Consider the following 24,966-nt stretch of genomic DNA (forward strand, 5'->3'; position numbering starts at 1 on the left):
CTTAAACTCCTAACTTCCATGACAGGGTGCGTAACAGGTCAGCAAACACGCCGGCCGCCGTGACATCGTTACCCGCACCATAGCCGCGCAGCACCAGCGGCAGCGGCTGATAATAATGGCTGTAAAAGGCCAGAGCATTCTCGCCATTTTTCACTTTGAACAGCGGATCGTTACCGTCAACGGCGGCAATTTTCACGCGACAGGTTCCATCCTCTTCGATGTTACCGACGTAACGCAAGACTTTACCTTCATCGCGCGCTTTGGCGACCCGCGAAGCAAACTCGTTATCCAGAGAGGGCAGGCGCGCCATAAAGCTCTCAACGTCACCGCTGGCATCAAATTGCGCCGGCAATACTGGTTCGATGACAATGTCGGACAGCTCCAGCTCACGGCCGGTTTCACGAGCCAGAATCAGCAGCTTACGGGCAACATCGACGCCAGAAAGATCGTCTCGCGGATCGGGTTCGGTGTAGCCCATTTCTCGCGCCAGCGTTGTCGCCTCAGAGAGATTCATCCCCTCATCCAGCTTACCGAAGATAAATGACAGCGAGCCGGAAAGGATCCCGGAGAATTGCAGCAGCTCATCGCCGGCGTTCAGCAGGTTTTGCAGGTTTTCGATCACCGGCAGGCCAGCACCAACGTTGGTATCGTAGAGGAATTTACGTCGCGAGCTGCTGGCGGCATGACGCAGCTGATGATAGTAATCCAGCGAGGAGGTATTGGCCTTTTTATTCGGGGTAACCACGTGGAAACCTTCGCGCAGGAAATCGGCGTACTGATCGGCAACCGCCTGGCTTGACGTACAGTCAACGATAACCGGGTTCAGCAGATGGTACTCTTTGACCAGACGAATCAGGCGGCCCAGATTCAGCGACTCTTTCGCTTCGGCCAGCTCCGCGCGCCAGTTTTCGAGATTCAGACCGTGCACGTTGGTCAGCAGAGCCTGCGAGTTAGCCACGCCGCAGACGCGCAGGTCGATATGTTTATTCTTCAGCCAGCTCTGCTGACGCTTGATCTGTTCGATCAACGCGCCGCCAACACCGCCGACGCCGATCACAAAGACCTCAATCACCTGATCGGTGTTAAACAGCATCTGATGGGTCACGCGCACGCCGGTGGTCGCATCATCATTGCTGACCACAACGGAGATAGAACGCTCAGAAGAGCCTTGGGCAATTGCGACAATATTGATATTGGCGCGAGCCAGCGCGGCGAAGAACTTCGCGGAGATCCCACGCAGCGTGCGCATACCATCGCCAACCACGGAGATAATCGCCAGACGATCCATGATCGACAGCGGCTCCAGTTGACCCTCTTTCAGTTCAAGATAGAACTCATCTTCCATTACCCGTTTTGCGCGTGCACAGTCGCTCTGCGGAACGCAGAAGCTGATGCTATATTCCGATGAGGACTGGGTAATCAGCACAACCGAAATTCCGGCGCGGGACATCGTGGCAAACACGCGGGCTGCCATGCCGACCATGCCTTTCATCCCCGGACCAGAGACGTTAAACATCGCCATATTATTGAGGTTGGAGATACCTTTAACCGGCAGACCATCCTCATCAATGCTGGCGCCAATCAGCGTACCCGGCGCCTGCGGATTGCCGGTATTTTTAATCAGGCAGGGGATCTGGAACTGAGCAATAGGGGCAATGGTACGCGGATGCAGCACTTTAGCGCCGAAGTAGGACAGCTCCATCGCTTCCTGATAAGACATCGACTTCAGCAGGCGTGCATCGGGGACCTGACGCGGGTCGCAGGTATATACCCCATCAACGTCGGTCCAGATTTCACAACAGTCGGCGCGCAGGCAAGCGGCCAGCACGGCAGCAGAGTAGTCAGAGCCATTACGCCCCAGCACCACCAGCTCCCCTTTCTCGTTACCGGCGGTAAATCCGGCCATCAGCACCATATGGTCGGCCGGAATATGGCTGGCGGTAATGCGGCGGGTTGATTCAGCAATATCGACGGTGGATTCGAGGTAATGTCCCACTGCCAGCAGTTTTTCGACGGGGTTAATCACGCTAACTTTGTGGCCGCGTGCTTCCAGCAGGCCTGCCATCACGGCGATAGATAACTTCTCACCACGGCAAATCAGTGCGGCATTGACGCTATCGGGGCACTGGCCAAGCAGGCTGATGCCGTGCAGGACGTGTTTAATCTGGGCAAACTCTTGCGCGACAAAGGCTTTTAGCTGTGCCAGCGGGAACCCCGGCTGCGCGTCGGCGAGGCCCTGCAGCAGTTCAGCAAAAATGCGTTCAGCGTCGGAGATATTAGTGAGCGCGTCCTGACCACCGATGGTTTTTTCAATCATCGCGACCAGATGGTTGGTAATTTTCGCCGGGGCAGACAGGACGGTTGCTACCTGCCCCTGCCTGGCATTGCTCTCCAGAATATCGGCAACCCGCAGAAAACGTTCTGCATTTGCCACTGATGTACCGCCGAACTTCAACACGCGCATGGTTGTTACCCCTAGATTTTTTGTCGAAAAAAAAGCCCGCACTGTTCAGGTGCGGGCTTTTTTCTGTGTTTCCTGTACGCGTCAGCCCGCACCTTTACCTGTGGTAATGGTGATGGTGATAATTGTTGTCATCATGCCGATGCGTTTCATGGATGTTGTGTACTCTGTAATTTTTATCTGTCTGTGTCCTGTGCCTATATTGGTTAAAGTATCTGCCGGTCTAAGTCAACGAATTTTTACATTTCGCTCACTTCGGAGGTTCGGGTCAATGCGCCATAACGACCTGACAATTCACCTGAACCGGCGGACCATCACGCTGAAAACTGGTAGATCTAACCATATATAAAACTTATAACAGAACTTTACTCTGACAGGTTTTTTTCAATATCGTGCAGCAATCGGTGCAGCATTGCCGTATCTCGCTGCTGTAAAAGCCCAATTCGCTGCTGGAGCCAGTCGGTCAGTTTGACGTCTTCGTCCACGCCCAACCGGGTCAATAAATCGAACGTCCGCAGACGTAATGCCTGTAGCTGATTTTCATCCACGCAGGTGGAAACGGCCGACGCCTGCTGAACCAAAGAGGTCAGTTGGTAGCAATAGACCATCACCGATTGCCCTAAGTTAAGTGAAGGGTAGTCGGCCACCATCGGTACACCGGTCAGCACATCTGCGAGAGCCAGCTCTTCATTGGTAAGCCCGGAGTCTTCCCGACCAAATACCAGCGCCGCGTGGTTCATCCATTGAGCTTTTTCTACCATGAGCGGCAGAAGCTGCTGCGGTGTTGCGTAGTAATGGAAGCGCGCCCGGCTACGGGCCGTGGTTGCAACGGTAAAATCAACATCATGCAGCGCCTGCTCAAGCGTTGGATAAGTGCTTATATTATCGAGAATATCTCCGGAACCATGCGCAACCCAGCGCGCGGCAGGCTGCAAATGGGCATCGCTATCAACGATGCGCATATCGCTAAAACCCATGGTTTTCATCGCGCGTGCAGCTGCGCCAACATTCTCTGCCCTGGCCGGGGCGACTAATACAATAGATACATGCATGGTGGCTCTCTTCTTACTCTCTCACGCGGCGAAAATGAAAATCATCCCCATTTTACGCGGCGAAAATTTACAAATTTGCAACAAAAATCACTAAAATTGCGCTTTATTACCCATAAAAAAGCCTAAACTGTTTCCAACGAACCACGCCAGGGAGTATGTTAACAGAACACATTTATCCATATGTTTGCCAATGATATTTACCTCAACGGTGCTTGACGAACATTGGATTCAGTATGTTTATCAATTTACCAGCGCAACCATTTGAGCTGTGTAAGATTTGTGACTATAAATAGCATTTCAATACAATGATTTCACAAGACTGTTAACGTGCTACAATTGAATTTGATATATGTCAACGAAGCGTAGTTTTATTGGGTGTTCAGCCTCTCTTAGCCTGTTATATTGCTGTTAAAATGGTTAGGATGACAGCCGTTTTTGACACCGTCGGGTCCAGAGGGAAAGTACCCACGACCAAGCTAATGATGTTGTTGACGTTGATGGAAAGTGCATCAAGAACGCAATTACGTACTTTAGTCATGTTACGCCGGACATGTTAATTTGCGACATGTACCAGGCAGGTCAGGGACTTTGGTACTTCCTGTTTCGATTTAGTTGGCAATTTAGGTAGCAAACATGCAGACCCCGCACATTCTTATCGTTGAAGACGAGTTGGTAACACGCAACACGTTAAAAAGTATTTTCGAAGCAGAAGGTTATGATGTGTTCGAAGCGACCGATGGCGCGGAAATGCATCAGATCCTGTCTGAAAATGATATCAATCTGGTTATCATGGATATCAACCTGCCAGGTAAAAATGGTCTCCTGCTCGCGCGTGAACTGCGTGAACAGGCTGACGTCGCGCTGATGTTCCTTACCGGCCGTGACAACGAAGTTGATAAGATTCTGGGCCTCGAAATCGGCGCTGATGACTATATCACTAAACCATTTAACCCTCGTGAACTGACCATTCGCGCGCGCAACCTCCTCTCCCGTACCATGAATCTGGGTACCGTGAGCGAAGAACGCCGCAGCGTAGAAAGCTACAAGTTCAACGGCTGGGAACTGGATATCAATAGCCGTTCTCTGGTCAGCCCAAATGGTGAGCAGTACAAGCTGCCGCGCAGTGAGTTCCGCGCGATGCTGCACTTCTGCGAAAACCCGGGCAAGATCCAGTCACGTGCTGAACTGCTGAAGAAAATGACCGGCCGCGAGCTTAAGCCGCATGACCGTACCGTTGACGTGACCATCCGTCGCATTCGTAAGCATTTCGAGTCTACTCCGGATACACCGGAAATCATCGCCACGATTCACGGCGAAGGTTATCGCTTCTGCGGCGACCTGCAGGAATAACATACATTTTTCCCGCTCCCGCAACGTAAAAACGGCGCTTATGGCGCCGTTTTTTTATTTGTGGTTCTGCTGCCTGCGCGAACGCTGTTATTTATTCCATGGCATGATCGGCACGGCGCTGAGCGCATTCTTCGGCGAACCATCAACAACTTTATCCGAATAGCTCATGTAGACCAGCGCATTACGTTTGCTATCGTAAAAACGGACCACCTGCAGCTTTTTAAACACCAGGGAGGTGCGTTTCTGGAAAACCACATCGCCCTGCGACTTGCCGTTTTTGATTTTATCGTTCAGCTCGATCGGCCCCACCTGCTGACAGGAAATCGCCGCATCTGAAGTATCTTCCGCCAGCCCCAAACCGCCCTTAATCCCACCGGTTTTCGCGCGACTGATATAGCACGTTACGTTCTGGACATCCGGATCGTCAAAGGCTTCGACGACGATTTTATGGTCCGGACCAAAGAATTTGAATACGGTATCAACGGAGCCAATTTGTTCCGCTTGCGCAACCTGGCAGCCCGCCAGTAAAAGCAGCCCCGCAACTAACTTCTTGTATTTCATATTGTTACCATTCTTTTAAAATTTTGCTAAGTGATGATTATAGACCCAGATGAAAAGGTTTATAGATCACAGCGTTACAAAAAAACCTCACCCGATCGCTGACAAATCGCATTTATAAGCAAAAAAAACACTGAATGCTAAAACATCAAAAAATGCTATTATCCGCTACCTTAGTAGCAGGCACCTAAGTTTAAGGATGAGGACATTTTATGGATCAAGCAGGGATTATTCGCGATCTCCTTAGCTGGCTGGAAGGTCATCTGGATCAACCACTATCACTGGATAATGTGGCGGCCAAGGCGGGTTATTCCAAGTGGCATTTGCAAAGAATGTTTAAAGACGTGACCGGCCATGCCATAGGTGCCTATATTCGCGCTCGCCGTTTATCGAAATCAGCGGTCGCCCTGCGTTTGACTGCCCGTCCGATTCTCGACATTGCGCTACAGTATCGTTTTGACTCACAGCAGACCTTCACCCGCGCGTTTAAAAAGCAGTTTTCTTTGACGCCGGCGCTGTACCGCCGCTCTCCTGACTGGAGCTCTTACGGCATGCGTCCCCCGCTGCGCCTGGGTGAGTTCACGATGCCGCAGCACGAATTTGTCACTCTGAGCAATACCCAGCTGATTGGCGTCACCCAAAGCTACACCTGTAAGCTGGAGGAAATCTCCGACTTCCGGAACCAGATGCGCGTTCAGTTCTGGCGTGATTTCCTTGGCAATTCTCCGTCGATTCCGCCAACGCTGTACGGCCTGCACGAACCGCGTCCGAGCCTCGAGAAAGACGACGAGCAAGAAGTTTTCTACACCACTGCGCTAACGCCGGAGATGGCCAACGGCCATCTGCACAACTCCCATCCGGTCATCCTGGAAGGCGGCGAGTATGTGATGTTCACTTATGAAGGATTAGGAAGCGGGCTGCAGGAATTTATCCTGACGGTATATGGCACCTGCATGCCAATGCTGAACCTTACCCGCCGCAAGGGTCTGGATATCGAACGCTTCTTCCCTGAGGATGAAAGCCGGGATCAAGAAACGCCGATTCAGCTGCGTTGTGAATACCTGATCCCGATTCGTCGCTAACGCTGTAGCTCATCCATCGCGGGGGCGTCTAAATGCGACACATCCCCCGCGGTTTCCACGACCCAGCCCGATGCCAGCCACAGACTCTGCTGATAATCAACGCGAGAAATAGAGCAGTTGCGCAGACGCAGGCGGCGTTCAGCATGTGCCGGTAGCCCCAGAATCGTACTGACCAGACAGCCCAGAGCAATACCGTGACTCACCAGCAGCGGCCGGCTGCCGGCAGGCAAATCCAGACAGGACGCCAGCGCCGCGTGCATACGCTCGCTCAGCTCCAGCATTGATTCCCCCTGCGGGATGCGCCCATCCGGAGTGCCGTCAACTAACCGGCGACGCCACTCTTCTTCTTCCTCGCTCAGCGAGTCGATATGGCGTTTCTCAAGAACCCCCATATCCAGCTCACGCAGCCGCGAATCAAGGATGACATCGCAACCGCAGGCCTCCGCGATAATCTCTGCCGTCCGGCGCGTACGCCCCAAATCACTGGCAATGATATGCGTAATGTCCAGCGTTCTGGCGCGTTCACCGACCTGCCAGGCCTGGCGTTCACCGTGAGGGGTTAGCGGGCTGTCTGACTGGCCCTGAATACGCCGCTCGGCGTTCCACTGCGTTTCGCCATGGCGAACAAGGTGTACCTGTAACATGCTATTTTTCCGTTCTGTGCTCTTCACAATTTCGGCTGCCAGCGTCGCGCGCTGCATCGAAAACGATTTGGAGTATACTGCGATGACGTAAATTTATTCTGAGTTGTTTGATTATGCACCATGTTGTCTCAGCTACCACTAATCCCGCCAAAATTCAGGCAATTCTACGGGCTTTTAACGAGATCTTCGGCGAAGGATCCTGCCACATTGAGTCCGTCTCCGTCGAGAGTGGCGTACCTGAACAGCCATTTGGCAATGAGGAAACGCGCGCTGGCGCACGAAATAGAGTAGCCAATGCCCGCGCCGTACAGCCGAATGCCGACTTCTGGGTCGCCATTGAAGCCGGGATCGACGAAGGCAGCACCTTCAGTTGGGTGGTGATTGAGGATCGTCATCAGCGCGGAGAAGCGCGCTCAGCAACGCTGCCGCTCCCGGAGGTGATTCTGGAAAAAGTACGTGCCGGGGAAGCACTAGGGCCGGTGATGTCGCAACACACCGGCATTGATGAAATCGGTCGTAAAGAAGGGGCCATCGGCGTCTTTACCGCCGGTAAGCTCACGCGCAGCAGCGTCTATCACCAGGCGGTGGTACTGGCCTTGAGCCCGTTCCATAACCTTATTTACCGTTAAGCAGGGCCTGCTCCAGCCACTGTCGCAGCTCGGGCGGTGCCGATTTCAGGCTGTTGGAACCACGGGTAATGGTGGCTATGCCGGCGCCGAGCTCGCTTTTCAGCTCACGCTGGCTCATCTCACCACGCAACAACTCTTCAATGATCCGCACGCGAGTGCCCAGCGCTTCGCGCTCATCGGGCGTCAGCATTAATTGCAGCAATGGCAGATGCAGATCGTCGGCGTACGCCTGCTGGAGTAACGCCACGAAGCGAAGCCATTCCTGATGACGCTGTTCGGCTACCGCCGCTGAATAAGGGGATTGTTGGGTCATGTTACGCCGCCTGTCGGATGTACTCATTAACGAGTACAAAGCATAACATACTCCGGTTAATACTCTATGGATTTCGCGTAACGAAACGGCCACCGGACCGAAACCGTCACACGAAACCCGGAGAGTATCAGTAGCGCTGCTGCCACTCAGCATCGCTCAACATCGATGCTTTCTGCCCCATAAAATAACGGTAGTAGGCATCGTAGGAGAGCACGTTCTTCACGTAGCCACGCGTTTCCGAGAACGGGATACTCTCGATAAACGCTACCGCATCGATTCGCCCGGCGCTATTGCCCTGCCAGGTTCGAACTCGTCCAGGACCAGCATTGTAGGCCGCGGAAGCATAAATGCGGTTATTACCAAACTGCTGGTAAACATATTGCAGATAGCTGGTGCCAATATTGATGTTGGTCTCGGGATCCAACAGCTGCGATGGGCTGCTGTAGCCTGGGATGCCAAACATACTCACCGTATGGGTCGCCGTACCCGGCATGATTTGCATCAGACCGCTGGCGCCAACCGGCGAGCGCACTTTCGGGTTCCACGCGCTCTCCTGGCGGGCGATCGCCATCGCATAGCTCTGCGGGATAGCTTTGCCGCTGATATAGCGCGCGAAGAGATCATTGTAAGCCAGCGGGAAACGCTCCTCCAGCTGATCCCACAGCTTCCCGGCAATCGTCGCCTGAACGCTGAGATCCCACCAGTGCTGGTTGAATGCATAGCGCGCCAGCTGCGCCTGCTGATCTTTCGTCCGGCTGGTCACCAGATTTGCCCATTCGCTGCGGGCTGTATTGTCCATATTCCAGTACATCAGCTCGCGCACCCTGGCCATTTCCGGCCCGGAGGTTAGCGCAGGATCGAGATTTGCTGGCGCTTTATCGATCCGGAAGGTGAATTCTTCTCCCAGACGCTGGGCAGCAATCATCGGGTAGAAACCGCGCTGCTGCATCAACGAACGGAGGATCGCTTTCGCCTCGTCGTCACGTCCGCGCTCCATCAGCAGGTCCGCCTGCCAGTAGCGCCACTCATCTTTCTCTTTCGCTTCCATCGGCAGACGAGCCAGCCAGGTATTCAACCCGTGACGATCCCCCGCGCCCAGCGCCATTCGCACTCGACGTTCCACTAACGCGGTAGATTGCGAACGCATAATGGCGTCATCGCGCCAGATGGCTTGCTCTTCGGTCACATCGCTGCCCATCAGGCGCCAGGCAACGATATCCCGTAATTCCTGGGTTTGATCTTCATTAAGCTGCTGCGCCTGCACCAACGACGGGATCATCAGCCGGGCGTTTTCGGCATCCTGACGGGCCACGCTGGCAAAGGCTACCGCCGCCATCTGGCGGGTAAAATCCGTCGCACCGGTGGTGCGGGCAAAGGTCATGACGGTATTCGGATCGTTTGCCAGCGCGACAACTGCCGACGCAATCGTCTGGTAGTCAGGCGGCATCTGCTGGGCCAGGGCGCTCACCAGGCCGGTGTTGCCCGCCTTCATCGCCAGACGGATGCGTTCGAGATAAGCCAAAGGGTCCTGTTTGCCGGATGAACGCCAGGCGCTAAACAGCGCATCACAGGCGTTAGGCTGGCTTTTACCGGTCAGCCACAGCGTTTTCGCGCCATCCCAGGCTTCCTGCGCCTGGCCCACGCTCAGTTTCGCGTAGTAGTAATTACACTGTGCTTCGGTACTGGTCGGCTTATCCGGGCTGAACGCCAGCAATCCACTCCAGTCGGTACGGCGCGCCAGCTCGTTGACGAAACGAGATTTCAGAGAGCGGGCGGGCGGCAGCGTCGGGTTCGCTTCAATGAAGTTTTTCACCACCAGCGTCGGCTGGTTCATCAAATCATCGGTTATCTGCCGGTACTGAAGATAGGGGTATAGCGGGTAGGTCGTCAGCGTTGGCATGAGCTGTTCGACAACGGACATCTGTCGGCTATCCCAGGCCTGCTTAATTTGAGCATAGCGGCTGCGCTGTTCATCCAGTGAATCCGCATGCGCCAGTTGACTGAACGTCAGCAGACTCACGCTGGCCGCCAGAAGACGCCATGCCATCGTTTTGGCTTTTTCCACAAGCTCTTCCTCTGTTAAAAGTACATCTCACTACATCAGAGCAGCATCATGCCGCTTTTTAAATGTCCCGGTGTCACTATAGATATGCTAACCAGACAACGGCAAACGTGCCACGTCCTGGACATTTTTTTACTCTTCTGTGAATCCCATCGCCTCTCTGGGATTAAAGCGCGAAAAAGGCTACACTTCGCCTTTGAAAACTATTCACTACCCTACTCAAGATCATTCTGTCTGCATCAAGGCGGCAAGAGAGGAAATCCCCGGAAGCATAGATAGCTATGTCACCAGGATTTTCGAATGCAGCCAACGCTGAGACAGCCAGAAGGATGAAGAGTATATAAAAGAGGCGAAGTCCAACGTGGCTCAATTCGTTTATACCATGCATCGTGTCGGCAAAGTGGTTCCGCCGAAACGTCATATTTTGAAAAATATTTCCCTGAGCTTCTTCCCTGGCGCGAAGATCGGCGTTCTCGGTCTGAACGGCGCCGGTAAGTCTACCCTGTTACGTATTATGGCCGGCATCGATACCGATATCGAAGGCGAAGCTCGCCCACAGCCGGGCCTGAAAATTGGCTACCTGCCGCAGGAGCCGAAGCTGAACCCGGATCAGACCGTACGTGAGTCCGTCGAAGAAGCGGTTGCCGAAGTGGTTAACGCGCTGAAAGGCCTGGATGAGGTGTACGCGAAGTACGCTGAGCCGGATGCCGACTTCGATAAGCTCGCGGCGCAGCAGGGCAAATTCGAAGAGATCATTCAGGCCCACGATGGCCATAACCTGAACGTTCAGCTGGAGCGTGCGGCCGATGCCCTGCGCCTGCCGGACTGGGATGCGAAAATCGCGACCCTGTCGGGTGGTGAACGCCGCCGCGTGGCGCTGTGTCGCCTGCTGCTGGAAAAACCGGATATGCTGCTGCTCGACGAACCGACCAACCACCTGGATGCCGAATCCGTGGCCTGGCTGGAACGCTTCCTGCACGATTTCGAAGGGACCGTTGTGGCGATTACCCACGACCGTTACTTCCTCGATAACGTTGCCGGCTGGATCCTCGAACTGGACCGCGGCGAAGGGATCCCGTGGGAAGGCAACTACTCCTCCTGGCTGGAGCAGAAAGATCAGCGTCTGGCGCAGGAAGCCTCTCAGGAAGCGGCACGCCGTAAATCCATCGAGAAAGAGCTGGAGTGGGTACGTCAGGGCGCGAAAGGCCGTCAGTCTAAGGGCAAAGCCCGTCTGGCGCGCTTTGAAGAGCTTAACAACGTTGAATACCAGAAACGTAACGAAACCAACGAACTGTTTATTCCACCTGGCGCCCGTCTGGGGGATAAAGTTGTTGAAGTCAGCAACCTGCGCAAGTCTTATGGCGACCGCGTGTTGATTGATGATTTGACTTTCTCGGTACCGAAAGGCGCCATTGTCGGGATCATCGGGCCGAACGGCGCCGGTAAATCGACTCTGTTCCGCATGATGTCCGGGCAGGAACAGCCTGATGCTGGTTCGATAACCCTGGGTGAAACCGTGAAGCTGGCTTCCGTCGACCAGTTCCGCGACGCGATGGATAACAGCAAAACCGTCTGGGAAGAAGTTTCCGGCGGGCTGGATATCATGAAGATCGGCAACACCGAGATGCCTAGCCGTGCCTACGTCGGTCGCTTTAACTTTAAAGGCGTCGATCAGGGTAAACGCGTAGGCGAACTCTCCGGCGGTGAGCGCGGTCGTCTGCACCTCGCGAAGCTGCTGCAGGTTGGCGGCAACGTGCTGCTGCTCGATGAACCGACCAACGACCTGGATATCGAAACCCTGCGCGCGTTAGAAAACGCCCTGCTGGAGTTCCCGGGCTGCGCGATGGTTATCTCGCACGACCGTTGGTTCCTCGACCGTATCGCGACCCACATTCTGGATTACCAGGATGAAGGTAAAGTCGAATTCTTCGAAGGTAACTTTACCGAATACGAAGAGTATAAGAAACGCACCCTCGGCGCCGATGCCCTGGAGCCAAAGCGTATCAAGTACAAGCGTATTGCGAAGTAATAAAAACGGGTGGCAAATGCCACCCGTTTTTTTATCCTCAGCGCGCTTCAAGGACACTCAGGCCACCATTACCCCGGCTCGCCCATCAGCTGTTTAACCAGGTCAACGCAGCGCAGGAAGCGCGTGTCGTAATCAGACTCTTTCACATGCACAAAGTCTATCTCATTCTCTTTGAGCAACGACACCAGCAGCGTCTGGAACTCCTTGCGATCCACCGAGCTGCCGAGGCTACGTAAGCCATCGGCCACCCACGGCGTATTGTTCTCCAGCAGAATCACCAGGTCGAAGCGATACTCGTCGATCAGCGCCTGAACGAAGGGATGCTCGCGCCCTTCATACTTCAGGCAAAATGCCTGGGTACTGACAAAATCGGTGTCGATAAACGCTACCTTGTTGGCATATTTAACAGCAAAATCAATATACTGTGCGTGGCCAAGCGCAATTTTGTCATAGTCGGAATACTGTAGCGCCATCTCATCGCCCCCGAGATGCGAGAAGACGTAATCGCGGCCATACTCCCAGGCGCTGGTGGTATTAAAGATATTCGCGAGCTTATTGACCAGCGTCGATTTACCGCTCGATTCACCGCCGAGAATCGCCACCGTACGCACGAAGAACGGTTTCACTTCCGTCGGGATATATTCCCAGTAGCGGAACGGGTTTTCACGAATCTGCCCGCCGCTGATGCTCATAAAGGTGCGTTTCGGATCGATCAGCACGGTTTCGATCCCCAGATGCTGTAGATACTGCTGAGCATCGGCCTCTTCCGAAGTGTAGATCCAGTTTGGCTCAATCCCTTTATCGCTCATAAATGCGCGGATCCCGCGGCTCCAGACATCCCAGCCGTGCGGATAAGGCTCCATCCCTTCTTCATTAAACGCATGAATGCGGATATTTTTCTGATACTTAAAGGTTTGCAGCAGCCAGCGCAGACGATCGGATACCGTCGGCTGTTGCGACATCGCACTGTCTTCAAACAGCTGACGATCGCGGGTATCGTCGTAGCCCATGATGATATGCAGCTCGTCCACCTGGCTACAGGCGCGCTGGATCAGATAGATATGCCCCGTGTGCAGCGGGTAGAACTTACCGAATACTACGCCGACGCTCTTTTGCCGACGCGGAAATTCCAGACCAAGAAAACGGTGCAGCGCTTCCAGCTTCTGCGCGCTCGGGCTTTTGATTTTGGCATTCAGCAGCTGGCTCAGATAGCCTTTGGTCATTCCGCTGGCTTCCGCGACCTGTTGCAGCGTACAGCCCTTTTGCTTAATCGCGGTTTTGAGATAGTCGAACGATGACACAAGAGCCTCCTGCTTTAGCAATACTGAAGAAATACCCTGTCGGTTGCGAACGGCAGACAGACGACTGGCGGGCCATTCCCGATGAGCCAGGTCAACTCAGTCATTCGGGCGGACGAACGCAGTCAGCGTCTCTGCCACCGGCAAGACGACGGGTACCTAATTATAAGTCGTCAAACACGTTTAGGGCGTCTGAAAGCTTTTTCACACCAAAGATTTGCATCCCTTCTGGTGCTTTTTTCGGTACGTTGGCTGCCGGGACGATAGCGCGGCGGAAGCCGTGTTTTGCCGCCTCGGAGATGCGCTCCTGGCCGCTCGGTACCGGGCGGATTTCGCCGGATAACCCCACTTCGCCAAACACGACCAGATCGTGCGGCAGCGGGCGATCGCGCAGGCTGGAGACCATCGCCAGCAGCAGCGCCAGGTCGGCGCTGGTTTCCGCGACCTTGACCCCGCCGACGACGTTAACAAAGACATCCTGATCGGCCATCTGCAGGCCGCCGTGGCGGTGCAGTACCGCCAGCAAAATCGCCAGACGGTTCTGCTCCAGCCCAACCGCTACACGGCGCGGGTTAGACATCATCGAATGATCGACCAGCGCCTGAATCTCCACCAGCAGAGGACGGGTGCCTTCCCAGACCACCATCACTGAGCTGCCGGAAGTCACTTCATCGCCGCGGCTGAGGAAAATCGCCGAAGGGTTGCTGATTTCACGCAGCCCCTGCTCGGTCATCGCGAATACCCCCAGCTCATTCACCGCGCCGAAGCGGTTTTTATGGCTACGCAGGGTACGAAAGCGGGAGTCGGCATCACCGTCCAGCAGCACCGAGCAGTCGATACAGTGTTCCAGCACCTTCGGTCCGGCCAGCGAGCCATCTTTGGTTACATGACCCACCATAATAATGGCCACATCGCGGGTTTTCGCAAAGCGCGTCAGATAGGCTGCCGTTTCGCGGACCTGGGCAACGCTGCCCGGCGACGACTGGACGTCGGCCATATGCATCACCTGGATCGAGTCGATGACCATCAGCTGCGGCTTTTCTTCATCGGCTATCTGGCAGATTTGTTCAATGCTGGTCTCAGAGAGCATATTGAGGTTAGCGGTCGGTAGCCCCAGACGGTGCGCGCGCATCGCCACCTGTTGCAGCGACTCTTCCCCGGTGACGTACAGCGTTTTCATGTTTTCCGACAGCCGGCACAGCGTCTGCAACAGCAGCGTCGATTTACCCGCCCCCGGGCTGCCGCCAATCAGAATCGCGCTGCCCGGCACCACGCCGCCGCCAAGCACGCGGTCAAACTCTTTAAAGCCGGTGGAGAAACGCGGGAGCGCCTCAAGGCTTATCTCCGACAGCTTTTGCACCTTCGAGGCGCCGGCATTCCCGGCGTAGCCCGTCAGACGTTCGTTTCTCGCCACCTGCGGCGAAGCGGCAATACGCACCTCGGTGATGGTATTCCAGGCATGGCAGGCGCTGCACTGCCCCTGCCAGCGCGGGTAATCCGCACCACATTCATTACAGACAAATGCGCGTTTTGGAGCTTTCGCCACGTGTAACCTCTTACTTTTGATTCATGCTGCCGGAGAGGATACAGAAGACCCCCATCAGGTCAGCGTGGCGGATGGTGACTTCCGCCTGCTCATTCACTTTTGGTTTAGCATGATACGCGATCCCCAGACCTGCCGCCTTGATCATCGGTAGATCGTTGGCGCCATCGCCGATCGCGACGGTTTGCGTCGGCAGAATTTCATATTTTTCCGCCAGTTTTCTCAGCGTGGCGGCTTTATATTTGGCATCGACGATATCGCCAACGACGTTTCCGGTCAGCTTACCGTCCATGATCTCCAGCTCATTGGCAACCACGGCATCAAGATGCAGCTTGTCGCGCAGGTATTCGGCGAAGAAGGTGAAGCCGCCGGAGGCAATCGCCACCTTCCAGCCCAGCGTTTCCAGCTTCAGCACCAGCTGCGCCAGCCCCGGCATCAGCGGCAGCGATTCCCGCACCTGCAGCAGAATATTGGCGTCGGCATCTTTCAGCGTCGCCACCCGCTGGCGCAGGCTGGCAGTAAAATCCAGCTCGCCGCGCATCGCGCGTTCGGTCACTTCCGACACCATTTCGCCGGTTCCGGCCAGTTTGGCTATCTCGTCGATGCATTCGATTTGAATCGCCGTGGAGTCCATATCCATGACCAGCAGCCCAGGCGTGCGCAGATGCGGAATTTTCCCCAGCGGTGCCACATCCAGCCCCGCTTCGTGCGCCAGTCGGGTTGCTCGCAGCGTCAAAGAGCCCGCCAGACGAATAACCTGATAATCTTCGACAACCCAGGAGGCAACGATAACCAGAGCTGCTCCCAGCTCACGTTGCCAGGCCGTCAAACGGCGTTTATCGAGACCGCGCCCGTAGAGCAGCCAGCCGCTGCGTCCGGCGTGATAATCCAGCGGCATGACCTCATCACCGCTCAGCGAAAGCGGTAATCCAGGCCACAGGGAAACATCTTCGGGCAGATCGCACCAGGTCAAACTGTTTGGCATTACGGCTCCACATTTCTTTATTCAGGCCAGGAAAATAACGCATGAGGCTACCTTGTAACCAGCGCTTCTGGCAACATTAAGCTGTAAATATTAAAGGTGGAATATGGTACGCGCAAAACTGAAATTCCGACTGCATCGCGCCGTCATTGTTCTTATCTGTCTCGCACTTCTCGTTGCCCTGATGCAAGGAGCGTCGTGGTTCAGCCAGAACAGCCAAAAGCAACGTAATCCACAGTTAGAAGAACTGGCTCGCACTCTTGCGCAGCAGGTTACGCTGAATCTGACGCCGATGATGCGCAGCGAGACCCCTGATGAAAAGCGCATCGGCCAGCTGCTGGAGCAGCTCACCCGCCAGAGCCGGATCCTCGACGCCGGTGTCTATGACGATCAGGGCGATCTGGTCGCTCGTTCAGGCGAAGGGGTCAACGTACGCGACAGACTGGCGCTGGACGGCAAAAAAGCCGGCGGCTACTTCAACCAGCAAATCGTGGAGCCTATTCAGGGCAAAAACGGCCCGCTTGGCTACCTGCGACTGACGCTGGATACCCATACGTTAGCCACCGAGGCAAAACAGGTGGATAATACCACCAACATTTTACGCCTGATGCTACTGCTGTCGCTGGCTATCGGCGTCGTGCTGACCCGCACGCTGTTGCAGGGCAAGCGCACCCGCTGGCAGCAATCGCCCTTCCTGCTCACCGCCAATAAGCCGGTGCAGGATGAAGACAAAGATGAATCAGAATAAGGAAATCGCTGATGTCGACGCTACGCCTGCTGCTCTCAGATTCTACTGACCCCTGGTTCAACCTCGCCGTTGAAGAGTGCATTTTCCGCCAGATGCCCGCCACCCAGCGCGTGCTGTTTCTGTGGCGCAATGCCGACACGGTGGTCATTGGCCGGGCGCAAAACCCGTGGAAAGAGTGCAACACCCGTCGGATGGAAGAAGATAATGTCCGCCTGGCTCGCCGCAGCAGCGGTGGCGGCGCGGTATTCCACGACCTCGGAAACACCTGCTTTACGTTTATGGCGGGTAAACCGGAGTACGACAAAACCGTCTCCACCCAAATTGTCCTGGCTGCGCTGGGTACGCTGGGCGTTACGGCACAAGCGTCCGGGCGTAATGACCTGGAGGTCAAAACCGCCGAGGGGGATCGCAAAGTCTCCGGTTCAGCCTATCGCGAAACTCCGGACCGCGGTTTTCACCACGGAACCCTGCTGCTGAACGCCGATTTAAGCCGCCTGGCAAACTATCTCCATCCGGATAAAAAGAAGCTGCAGGCGAAAGGTATCACCTCGGTACGCGGGCGCGTGGCAAACCTGGTCGAGCTCCTGCCGGCTATTACGCACCAGCAGGTCTGCTCAGCGATTGAAGAGGCTTTTTTCGACTACTACGGCGAGCGCGTCGCCGCAGAAGTGATTTCGCCGGATAAGACGCCGGATCTGCCAAATTTTGCCGAGACCTTCGCTCGCCAGAGCAGCTGGGCGTGGAATTTTGGTCAGGCACCCGCCTTCTCACATCTGCTGGATGAACGTTTTGTCTGGGGCGGCGTTGAGCTGCATTTCGACGTTGAGAAAGGACATATCACCCGTACACAGGTATTTACCGACAGCCTGAATCCGGCGCCGCTGGAAGCGTTGGCCGCGCGATTGCAGGGCTGCCTGTATCGTGCTGATGTGCTGCAACAGGCGTGCGAGGCGCTACGGGTGGATTTCCCGGAACAGGAGAAGGAGTTGCGTGAGCTGGCGGCGTGGATTGCGGGCGCGGTACGCTAATAAAAAAAGCCGGATGGCGGCTACGCCATCCGGCTTACAGGTTCTGCACCGTTTCGTCGGCCCGGCCAGCGTAGCGCCACCGGGCAATACAAATACAATGCTTACTCTTGATCGCCCAGCAGAACGGATTCCAGCGCGATTTTGATCATATCGTTAAACGTCGTCTGACGCTCAGCAGCAGTGGTCTGCTCGTGAGTACGAATATGATCGGAAACAGTGCAGATTGTCAGCGCTTTCGCCCCGAACTCCGCCGCCACGCCGTAAATACCGGCCGCTTCCATTTCCACGCCCAGGATGCCGTATTTTTCCATCACGTCAAACATGGTCGGATCCGGCGTATAGAACAGATCTGCGGAGAAGATGTTGCCCACGCGAGCATCAACGCCCAGAGCTTTCGCTGCATCAACCGCGTTACGCACCATGCCGAAGTCAGCGATAGCGGCAAAATCGTGGTCTTTGAAACGCAGACGGTTGACTTTAGAGTCGGTGCACGCCCCCATGCCGATCACCACATCACGCAGTTTCACATCGGCACGGACCGCACCGCAGGAACCGACGCGAATAATCTTCTTCACGCCGAAATCGGTGATCAGTTCTTTGGTGTAGATGGAGCAGGACGGGATACCCATACCGTGACCCATGACGGAGATCTTGCGACCTTTATAGGTGCCGGTAAAGCCCAGCATGCCGCGCACGTTGTTAACTTCACGCACGTCTTCAAGGAAAGTTTCCGCAATATGCTTTGCACGCAGCGGGTCGCCAGGCATCAACACGACGTCAGCGAAATCACCCATTTCTGCATTAATGTGAGGAGTTGCCATCTTCAGTTCCTTTTACATTGTTGTTTTTGCCGGGTGGCGGCTACGCCTTGCCCGGCCTGTAAAACCGTAGGCCCGGTAAACGAAGCATCACCGGGCAATCAATCACAGCATGTTCTTGCCGTAGTCCATGGCTGAAGTACCGAAGTAAGACGCCAGCGTCTGGCCAATATCCGCGAAGGTTTCACGGTGGCCCAGCGAACCCGGTTTTACTTTCGGGCCGTATACCAGAACCGGAATATGCTCACGCGTATGGTCGGTACCCTGCCAGCTTGGGTCGCAGCCGTGGTCAGCGGTCAGGATCAGAATGTCATCTTCACCCACCAGCGCCATCAGCTCCGGCAGACGACGGTCGAACAGTTCCAGGCCCGCAGCATAACCGGCGATATCACGACGATGCCCCCAGGAAGAGTCGAAGTCCACGAAGTTAGTGAAGACGATAGTCTTATCACCCGCTTCTTTCATCTCCTTGATGGTCGCATCGAACAGCGCATCCAGACCGGTCGCTTTCACTTTTTTCGTGATCCCGCAGTTGGCATAGATATCGGCGATTTTCCCAACGGAAACCACGTGGCCGTCTTTCTCGTCCACCAGCTTCTGCAGTACGGTCGGCGCCGGCGGTTCAACGGCCAGATCGTGACGGTTGCCGGTGCGCTGGAAGTGCCCCGGTTTATCGCCAACGAACGGACGCGCGATAACGCGACCAATGTTGTAACCGCCCTCAGTCAGCTCCTCACGCGCGATTTCACACAGCTCGTAGAGTTTATCCAGACCAAATGTCTCTTCATGGCAGGCAATCTGGAACACGGAGTCAGCGGAGGTATAGAAAATCGGCTTGCCGGTTTTCATATGCTCTTCGCCAAGCTCGTCCAGAATAACCGTACCGGAAGAGTGACAGTTACCGAGGTAGCCCGGCAGATTGGCGCGTTTAACCAGTTTATCCAGCAATTCCTGCGGGAAGCTGTTCTGGTGGTCGCTGAAGTAGCCCCATTCGAACAGAACCGGTACACCGGCGATTTCCCAGTGTCCAGACGGCGTATCTTTACCGGAAGAGAGCTCATGAGCCCAGGCGTATGCGCCAATCACGTCCGCATTCGCGTCCATCCCGGCGGCGATTTTACCGGTCGAGCCCTGGTGGGCCTTAACCAGGCCCAGACGGGTCAGGTTGGGCAAATTCAGCGGGCCTTTACGACCATGATCAGCCTCGCCCTTAGCACAGGCTTCTGCAATGTGGCCCATCGTGTCTGAGCCAACGTCGCCAAAGCGAGCGGCATCTTCAGTCGCACCGATGCCGAAGGAGTCCAGCACCATAATAAATGCACGTTTCATATTATTCTCCGTACCTTTTGCGCTGCAAAAAAGCGATCAGATCAGTATACCGCTATTCGGTGATTCGACGATAGACCGTCGGGGTTTCTTTCGGTGCCGTATCGTCCAGTTTAATTGCCGCTTTGACCGCTTTGGCAGCTTCCTGCCAGCTGGTTTCGTCTTTCGCGTGAATCACTGCCAGCGGTCGCTGCCCGTCAACGCTATCACCGAGGCGAGCCATGTCGGTAAAGCCGACGCTATAGTCAATCGGATCGGACGCCTGACGACGGCCGCCGCCCATCGACACCACCGCCATACCCAGCGCACGGGTGTCCATTTCAGCGACAAATCCTTCACCATCAGCGTAGACCGCTTTGCTCAGCATGGCAGTCGGCAGGTAGTTATCGTAGTTCTCGACGAAATCGTTCGGCCCTTTTTGAGCGGCGACCATCCGGCCAAACACTTCGGCCGCTTTGCCGTTGTCCAGCACCGCCTGCAGTTTCGCCCGCGCGTCGGCGTCGTTCTGAGCCAGCTTGCCGGAAATCAGCATTTCGACGCACAGCGCCATGGTCACATCAAACAGACGCGGATTGCGATATTCGCCGGTCAGGAAGCGGACCGCTTCGCGGACTTCAACCGCGTTTCCGGCGCTGGATGCCAGCACCTGGTTCATATCGGTCAGCAGCGCGGTGGTGCGCACGCCGGCACCGTTGGAAACGCCAACGATCGCTTCGGCAAGCGCGGCGGAAAGTTCGTAAGTCGGCATAAAGGCGCCGCTGCCTACTTTAACGTCCATCACCAGCGCATCCAGGCCTTCAGCCAGTTTTTTCGCCAGAATCGATGCGGTGATGAGCGGGATGGAGTCCACCGTTGCGGTAATATCGCGGGTGGCATAGAAACGTTTGTCGGCAGGAGCCAGAGAGCTGGTCTGCCCGATGATGGCGACGCCAACATCTTTAATAATCTCGCGGAAACGAACGTCATCCGGGAAAATATCGAAGCCCGGAATGGCTTCCAGTTTGTCGAGGGTACCGCCGGTATGGCCGAGGCCACGCCCGGAGATCATCGGCACATAGCCGCCGCAGGCCGCAACCATCGGGCCAAGCATCAGAGAAGTCACATCGCCGACGCCGCCGGTAGAGTGCTTATCCACAATTGGGCCGTTCAGATTGAGGCTTTTCCAGTCGAGGACGGTTCCGGAATCCCGCATTGCCATGGTCAACGAGACGCGTTCCGGCATAGACATATCATGGAAGAAAATGGTCATCGCCAGGGCAGCAATTTGCCCTTCTGACACGGTGTTATCACGAATGCCATTGATGAAGAAGCGGATCTCTTCGTCACTCAGCGCGTGACCATCGCGTTTTTTACGAATAATTTCTTGTGCGAGAAACACGGTACCCCCAATAAATCAGGTTAAATGCGGCGGAAAAACCGCCGCGAAAGGAGAATTAATATGCGCTTGCGCTCTTGCCGTCCCCGTGACCCAGCGCTTTCAGCAGGCTTGCCAGCAGGCTGGATGCGCCGAAACGATAGTGACGAGAATCCGCCCAGTCCGCACCGAACAGCTCATCGGCGATGGCCAGGAACTGCTGTGCATCTTCGGCGCTACGCACGCCGCCCGCAGGCTTGAAGCCAACGGTTTTCTGTACGCCCATATCGCGGATCACTTCCAGCATGATACGTGCGCTTTCCGGCGTCGCATTTACCGGCACTTTACCCGTCGATGTTTTGATGAAATCCGCACCGGCTTTGATAGAAATTTCAGAGGCTTTACGAATTAACGCCTCTTCTTTCAGCTCACCGGTTTCGATGATCACTTTCAGCAGTACGTTCGCTGCCGCGCAGGCTTCTTTACACGCTTTCACCAGATCGAATCCGACCTGCTCGTTACCAGCGATCAGCGCGCGATACGGGAATACCACGTCGACTTCATCCGCGCCATAGGCAATCGCCGCACGGGTTTCTGCCAGCGCGATATCGATGTCATCGTTACCGTGCGGGAAGTTGGTGACCGTCGCAATGCGGATGTCCGGGGTGCCCTGCTCGTTTAACGTTTTGCGAGCAATCGGGATAAAGCGCGGATAGATGCAGATAGCCGCTGTATTTCCTACCGGCGTTTTTGCCTGATGGCACAGAGCGATCACCTTTTCATTGGTGTCATCGTCATTCAGCGTAGTCAGGTCCATCAGTTTTAACGCGCGCAGGCTGCTTGCAGATAAATCAGTCATTTCATACTCCGACGGCTTAATGCCGGTTCAATAGTTTGTTCATCTAGCGAGTCTGTTACTATTGTAACATCACATCGCCGTTACACTTCGACATTCATCACAGTTAATGAAAACTCACCTAGAATTTGCATTACTGTAATGTGACACGGATCACTATTATCAGCCTCGTATCCCACTCCGTGGCGGCAGCTTTACTTTAAGCATAATCAGAATTCCCTGCCCTGAGATGATGTTAATATAATAACATGACAATCTGTTATTTCTCGACAAAACCGGATGCATTTTGTGCTTAAAAATGAGATTTATTCTTTATCATATGAAAAATAAGAAGTTTATTTTAATTCAGAAATGATGGAATTATAACACCAAGAAGATACCGGAAGGGAGGATGTCAGTACTGTGGCGTGATGAGGTCCGTAACATCTCCGCCAGCCGCAGCGGATGCCTGGCCCGCGGCGCAGGTAGCGCCTTGTGCCAGACGTGTTACATGGCACAGAACAACGCGTGTGTATTTTGTATCAGGGCACTCGCAATGACATCCGTAGGTTCCTGCCGTAGCTCACATAGCGAGGCAAAGACACGTGCCACCTGCTCTGGCCGATTTGGCTGCCCCTGAAAACCATTGAGCGGCATATCCGGGGCATCCGTCTCCAGCAACAGTGACGATAGCGGCAGGCGGGCCATCACATCACGCGTTTTGCTGGCCCGCGGGTAGGTAATTGTCCCGCCGACGCCGATTTTGTAGCCTGACTGCACGAAGCGTTCCGCTTGCTGTAAACTTCCCGCAAAACCATGCACCACGCCGGTCCTCGGCAGCGCATGTTTTTTCAGCAGCATTGCTAACTTATCATGGGTGCGTCGGGAGTGCAGAATCACCGGCAGATCGTAACGCTTCGCCAGCCGCAGTTGCGCCTCCAGCATCACCTGCTGACGATCAAACTGCGGATCGTCGCGATAAAGATCGAGACCGATCTCTCCTACAGCAACCAGCTTGCGATGACGTTGCCGCAGACAGGCTTCCAGTATCTCAAGGCTTCGCTCATCATGCCGTTCGATGGCAATGGGATGTAGCCCCACGGCGGCATACACCGCCTCATGCTGTTCTGCCAGGGCTAATACGCGGGGGAAGTAATCTGCTTCGATGGCCGGAACGATAATCTGGATGACCCCTTCTTTTGCCGCTCTGGCAAGGCTCTCGCTTTCGTGATCGGTAAAAGGAGGAAAATCAAAATGGCAATGAGTATCGATAAACTGCAACGTCATGCCAGGTCCTCGTTATCAAAGCGGGCATCATTGGCCTGCGGGGTGGTAACAAAGGTAGCCGCGAGCGGATCGTTAGCGACAGATGTCGGCGGAACAACAACCGAAGTCGGCTGCGTGACCCGTGGCAGATGACGTACCAGCGGCGGACGGTCGGCAAGCAGTTTCCCCACCGTCGCCAGAAAATAGCGCCCGCACTGACGCCCGGTCTTGTAGTCTTCCAGCAGCGCCGGTAGTCGGCTTCCCAGTGCCATACTTTTAAGCGGTTTTTGCGGAAAAATTTCCAGGATCCGCAGCTTGCCCGGCGGCTTCTCAATAAACTGCTGGGTGGTACGATAGGTTTCTTCGTGGTGCTGGACCAGGTTCACAAACGGCTGCAGGCTGCTTTCGCCAAGCCAGCGTTCCATCCGCTTAAACCACTGCGGGGTATAGAACATCTGCGAGGGCACCGTGCGGATCACCACAATGGTTTGCGCCCCTCGCCGGGCCGCTTCCTGCACGGGAATAGCATCACTGACGCCGCCATCCAGATAGCTGATGCCGTCCAGCATAACGCCGCTGCGATAAAATCCGGGGATCGCGCTGGAGGCACGGATCAGGTCGAGCCAGGTGGTCTGCGTGGGTGCAAAATAGTTTGGCGTATAGTCATCGCCGCGGCAGGCGCACATCCACAGCTCTTTTCCCTGCGCGAACCGATCCTCTGCATAGCTCATCGCCAGCGGCATTTTTTGTGCCGTGCTCTCCACCAGCCAGTCGAGGTCGATAAGATTGCCACCGCGAACAAAACGCATAGGATCGAAGAATTCCCGTGCCGTAGTGTAACGGGTGATAACCTTACGGGCATAGCCCTGCTGGTTGCACATGTAGGCCGACAGATTCTGCGCGCCGGCGGATGTCCCCAGCATAATGTCAAAAGGGTTGAACCCGGCGCGCATGAACTCATCCAGCACTCCGGCGGTAAAAATACCTCGCTGACCGCCGCCCTCACACACCAGGCCAAGTTTGCCCGGACGAAATGGTTTGACAGACAACGGTGCGATATTGCCAAGCGTAACGGGAATTCGATGCCCCACTCTGCTTTCCTGTTCTGTTTATTCTAGACGCACAAAATGATCCGCTTTATAACAGGCCGCCTGTGTTCCCCGACCTGTCACTCGACGTTCCCCCGCCCGTAAGCAGTCTTACATTCCCGCAATTATTACCCCCCTGAAACCACGAAAGCCAGTCCTGAGGACTGGCTTTATGTAAAACTCGATGTCATGAAAACGCGTTTCGCGTCTTACGCGGCAGAGAAAGACCGCTTGCTATGGGCGCCGGCGCCCGGTAAACAGGCTCACCAGGAACAGAATAATACCGACGACAAAGACGATTTTCGCAGCCCAGGCAGCCGTACCCGCCAGGCTACCGAATCCTAACGCTGCGGCAATCAGTGCGATGACCAAAAAAATAATGCCCCATCGAAACATAATGTGCTCCTTACCATAGTGGATAACGGTCGCTTTTCTGCGCGCTCAGGCCACGCATACATCAACCCTGTAGTGCTCTTTTTGCTTTACTCGTCATACATCTA

General features: G+C 55.1%; 24 protein-coding genes and 1 other annotated feature. Of the genes, 6 read left to right on the forward strand and 18 right to left on the reverse strand.

Annotated elements, in window-relative coordinates; translation table 11 throughout:
* Position 1: 1 nt before the first annotated feature.
* The 4 genes from thrA to yjjY form a co-directional block, all read right to left on the reverse strand.
* Positions 2–2,464, reverse strand: coding sequence for a bifunctional aspartate kinase/homoserine dehydrogenase I (gene thrA / locus ACMYSK_RS15600; protein WP_434636645.1), 2,463 nt, complete (start codon positions 2,462–2,464; stop codon positions 2–4).
* A 25-nt stretch (positions 2,465–2,489) separates the two neighbouring features.
* Positions 2,490–2,607 (reverse strand) — a sequence feature (Thr leader region).
* Entirely contained in the window at positions 2,546–2,614 is a 69-nt protein-coding gene (gene thrL / locus ACMYSK_RS15605; RefSeq protein ID WP_434644158.1) for a thr operon leader peptide, read from the reverse strand. (Overlaps the previous feature by 62 nt.)
* Before the next feature lie 212 nt (positions 2,615–2,826).
* Positions 2,827–3,513 (reverse strand): tRNA/rRNA methyltransferase, encoded by a 687-nt coding sequence (locus ACMYSK_RS15610; protein WP_434636646.1) that lies wholly within the window; start codon positions 3,511–3,513, stop codon positions 2,827–2,829.
* A 397-nt stretch (positions 3,514–3,910) separates the two neighbouring features.
* Complete coding sequence (gene yjjY, locus ACMYSK_RS15615) at positions 3,911–4,051, reverse strand: protein YjjY (RefSeq protein WP_049268126.1); 141 nt, start codon at positions 4,049–4,051, stop codon at positions 3,911–3,913.
* A 95-nt stretch (positions 4,052–4,146) separates the two neighbouring features.
* Here yjjY and arcA point away from each other — a divergent pair, with 95 nt between their 5' ends.
* On the forward strand, positions 4,147–4,863 hold the full coding sequence (gene arcA / locus ACMYSK_RS15620) for a two-component system response regulator ArcA (RefSeq protein ID WP_002887843.1): 717 nt from the start codon (positions 4,147–4,149) through the stop codon (positions 4,861–4,863).
* A gap of 87 nt (positions 4,864–4,950) precedes the next feature.
* On the opposite strand, the gene creA is transcribed toward arcA, so the two are convergent.
* Entirely contained in the window at positions 4,951–5,424 is a 474-nt protein-coding gene (creA, locus tag ACMYSK_RS15625) for a protein CreA (RefSeq protein ID WP_434636652.1), read from the reverse strand.
* Between the two features lie 209 nt (positions 5,425–5,633).
* On the opposite strand from creA, the gene robA reads away from it, so the two are divergent.
* Positions 5,634–6,503 (forward strand): MDR efflux pump AcrAB transcriptional activator RobA, encoded by an 870-nt coding sequence (gene robA, locus ACMYSK_RS15630; protein ID WP_434636655.1) that lies wholly within the window; start codon positions 5,634–5,636, stop codon positions 6,501–6,503.
* Here the strand turns inward: robA and gpmB are convergent.
* Positions 6,500–7,147 (reverse strand): 2,3-diphosphoglycerate-dependent phosphoglycerate mutase GpmB, encoded by a 648-nt coding sequence (gpmB, locus tag ACMYSK_RS15635; protein ID WP_434636656.1) that lies wholly within the window; start codon positions 7,145–7,147, stop codon positions 6,500–6,502. The two genes, robA and gpmB, sit on opposite strands and share 4 nt — an antisense overlap.
* 113 nt (positions 7,148–7,260) lie before the next feature.
* Here gpmB and yjjX point away from each other — a divergent pair, with 113 nt between their 5' ends.
* Positions 7,261–7,776 carry an inosine/xanthosine triphosphatase gene (gene yjjX / locus ACMYSK_RS15640; protein WP_434636658.1) on the forward strand — a complete coding sequence of 172 codons (516 nt, stop codon included), beginning with the start codon at positions 7,261–7,263 and terminating at the stop codon, positions 7,774–7,776.
* On the opposite strand, the gene trpR is transcribed toward yjjX, so the two are convergent.
* Together trpR and sltY are read right to left on the reverse strand one after the other, a co-directional pair.
* Positions 7,763–8,089 carry a trp operon repressor gene (gene trpR, locus ACMYSK_RS15645; protein ID WP_015585187.1) on the reverse strand — a complete coding sequence of 109 codons (327 nt, stop codon included), beginning with the start codon at positions 8,087–8,089 and terminating at the stop codon, positions 7,763–7,765. The two genes, yjjX and trpR, sit on opposite strands and share 14 nt — an antisense overlap.
* A gap of 127 nt (positions 8,090–8,216) precedes the next feature.
* Positions 8,217–10,154 carry a murein transglycosylase gene (gene sltY, locus ACMYSK_RS15650; RefSeq protein ID WP_434636660.1) on the reverse strand — a complete coding sequence of 646 codons (1,938 nt, stop codon included), beginning with the start codon at positions 10,152–10,154 and terminating at the stop codon, positions 8,217–8,219.
* Between the two features lie 358 nt (positions 10,155–10,512).
* Between sltY and ettA the strand changes: the two genes are divergently transcribed.
* Positions 10,513–12,180 (forward strand): energy-dependent translational throttle protein EttA, encoded by a 1,668-nt coding sequence (gene ettA / locus ACMYSK_RS15655; protein ID WP_434636662.1) that lies wholly within the window; start codon positions 10,513–10,515, stop codon positions 12,178–12,180.
* A gap of 68 nt (positions 12,181–12,248) precedes the next feature.
* Here ettA and nadR read toward each other — a convergent pair whose 3' ends face one another.
* The 3 genes from nadR to serB all read right to left on the reverse strand — a co-directional run bounded on the left by nadR (position 12,249) and on the right by serB (position 16,006).
* Positions 12,249–13,481 (reverse strand): multifunctional transcriptional regulator/nicotinamide-nucleotide adenylyltransferase/ribosylnicotinamide kinase NadR, encoded by a 1,233-nt coding sequence (nadR, locus tag ACMYSK_RS15660; RefSeq protein WP_434636664.1) that lies wholly within the window; start codon positions 13,479–13,481, stop codon positions 12,249–12,251.
* A gap of 160 nt (positions 13,482–13,641) precedes the next feature.
* A complete protein-coding gene (radA, locus tag ACMYSK_RS15665; RefSeq protein ID WP_434636665.1) occupies positions 13,642–15,024 on the reverse strand; it encodes a DNA repair protein RadA in 1,383 nt (460 codons plus the stop codon).
* A 10-nt stretch (positions 15,025–15,034) separates the two neighbouring features.
* The gene (gene serB, locus ACMYSK_RS15670) at positions 15,035–16,006 is read right to left on the reverse strand and encodes a phosphoserine phosphatase (protein ID WP_434636667.1); all 972 of its coding nucleotides are present in this window, start codon (positions 16,004–16,006) and stop codon (positions 15,035–15,037) included.
* Between the two features lie 103 nt (positions 16,007–16,109).
* On the opposite strand from serB, the gene ACMYSK_RS15675 reads away from it, so the two are divergent.
* On the forward strand, positions 16,110–16,751 hold the full coding sequence (locus ACMYSK_RS15675; protein ID WP_434636669.1) for a YtjB family periplasmic protein: 642 nt from the start codon (positions 16,110–16,112) through the stop codon (positions 16,749–16,751).
* Positions 16,752–16,762: 11 nt separating this feature from the next.
* Complete coding sequence (gene lplA / locus ACMYSK_RS15680; RefSeq protein WP_434636671.1) at positions 16,763–17,779, forward strand: lipoate--protein ligase LplA; 1,017 nt, start codon at positions 16,763–16,765, stop codon at positions 17,777–17,779.
* A gap of 101 nt (positions 17,780–17,880) precedes the next feature.
* On the opposite strand, the gene deoD is transcribed toward lplA, so the two are convergent.
* The 7 genes from deoD to ACMYSK_RS15715 all read right to left on the reverse strand — a co-directional run bounded on the left by deoD (position 17,881) and on the right by ACMYSK_RS15715 (position 24,862).
* Complete coding sequence (gene deoD / locus ACMYSK_RS15685; protein WP_434636673.1) at positions 17,881–18,600, reverse strand: purine-nucleoside phosphorylase; 720 nt, start codon at positions 18,598–18,600, stop codon at positions 17,881–17,883.
* 102 nt (positions 18,601–18,702) lie between these two features.
* A complete protein-coding gene (deoB, locus tag ACMYSK_RS15690) occupies positions 18,703–19,926 on the reverse strand; it encodes a phosphopentomutase (protein WP_434636674.1) in 1,224 nt (407 codons plus the stop codon).
* Positions 19,927–19,978: 52 nt separating this feature from the next.
* Entirely contained in the window at positions 19,979–21,301 is a 1,323-nt protein-coding gene (gene deoA / locus ACMYSK_RS15695) for a thymidine phosphorylase (RefSeq protein WP_434636676.1), read from the reverse strand.
* Positions 21,302–21,356: 55 nt separating this feature from the next.
* Complete coding sequence (gene deoC, locus ACMYSK_RS15700) at positions 21,357–22,136, reverse strand: deoxyribose-phosphate aldolase (RefSeq protein WP_434636677.1); 780 nt, start codon at positions 22,134–22,136, stop codon at positions 21,357–21,359.
* 483 nt (positions 22,137–22,619) lie between these two features.
* The gene (locus ACMYSK_RS15705; protein WP_434636680.1) at positions 22,620–23,399 is read right to left on the reverse strand and encodes a TatD family hydrolase; all 780 of its coding nucleotides are present in this window, start codon (positions 23,397–23,399) and stop codon (positions 22,620–22,622) included.
* A complete protein-coding gene (locus ACMYSK_RS15710) occupies positions 23,396–24,469 on the reverse strand; it encodes a patatin-like phospholipase family protein (protein ID WP_434636681.1) in 1,074 nt (357 codons plus the stop codon). Before ACMYSK_RS15710 ends, ACMYSK_RS15705 begins: the two co-directional genes overlap by 4 nt.
* Before the next feature lie 231 nt (positions 24,470–24,700).
* On the reverse strand, positions 24,701–24,862 hold the full coding sequence (locus tag ACMYSK_RS15715) for a DUF1328 domain-containing protein (RefSeq protein WP_004857650.1): 162 nt from the start codon (positions 24,860–24,862) through the stop codon (positions 24,701–24,703).
* Positions 24,863–24,966: the final 104 nt, after the last annotated feature.

This window comes from Klebsiella sp. I138 (assembly GCF_051131765.1).
Classification (GTDB): Bacteria; Pseudomonadota; Gammaproteobacteria; order Enterobacterales; family Enterobacteriaceae; genus Klebsiella.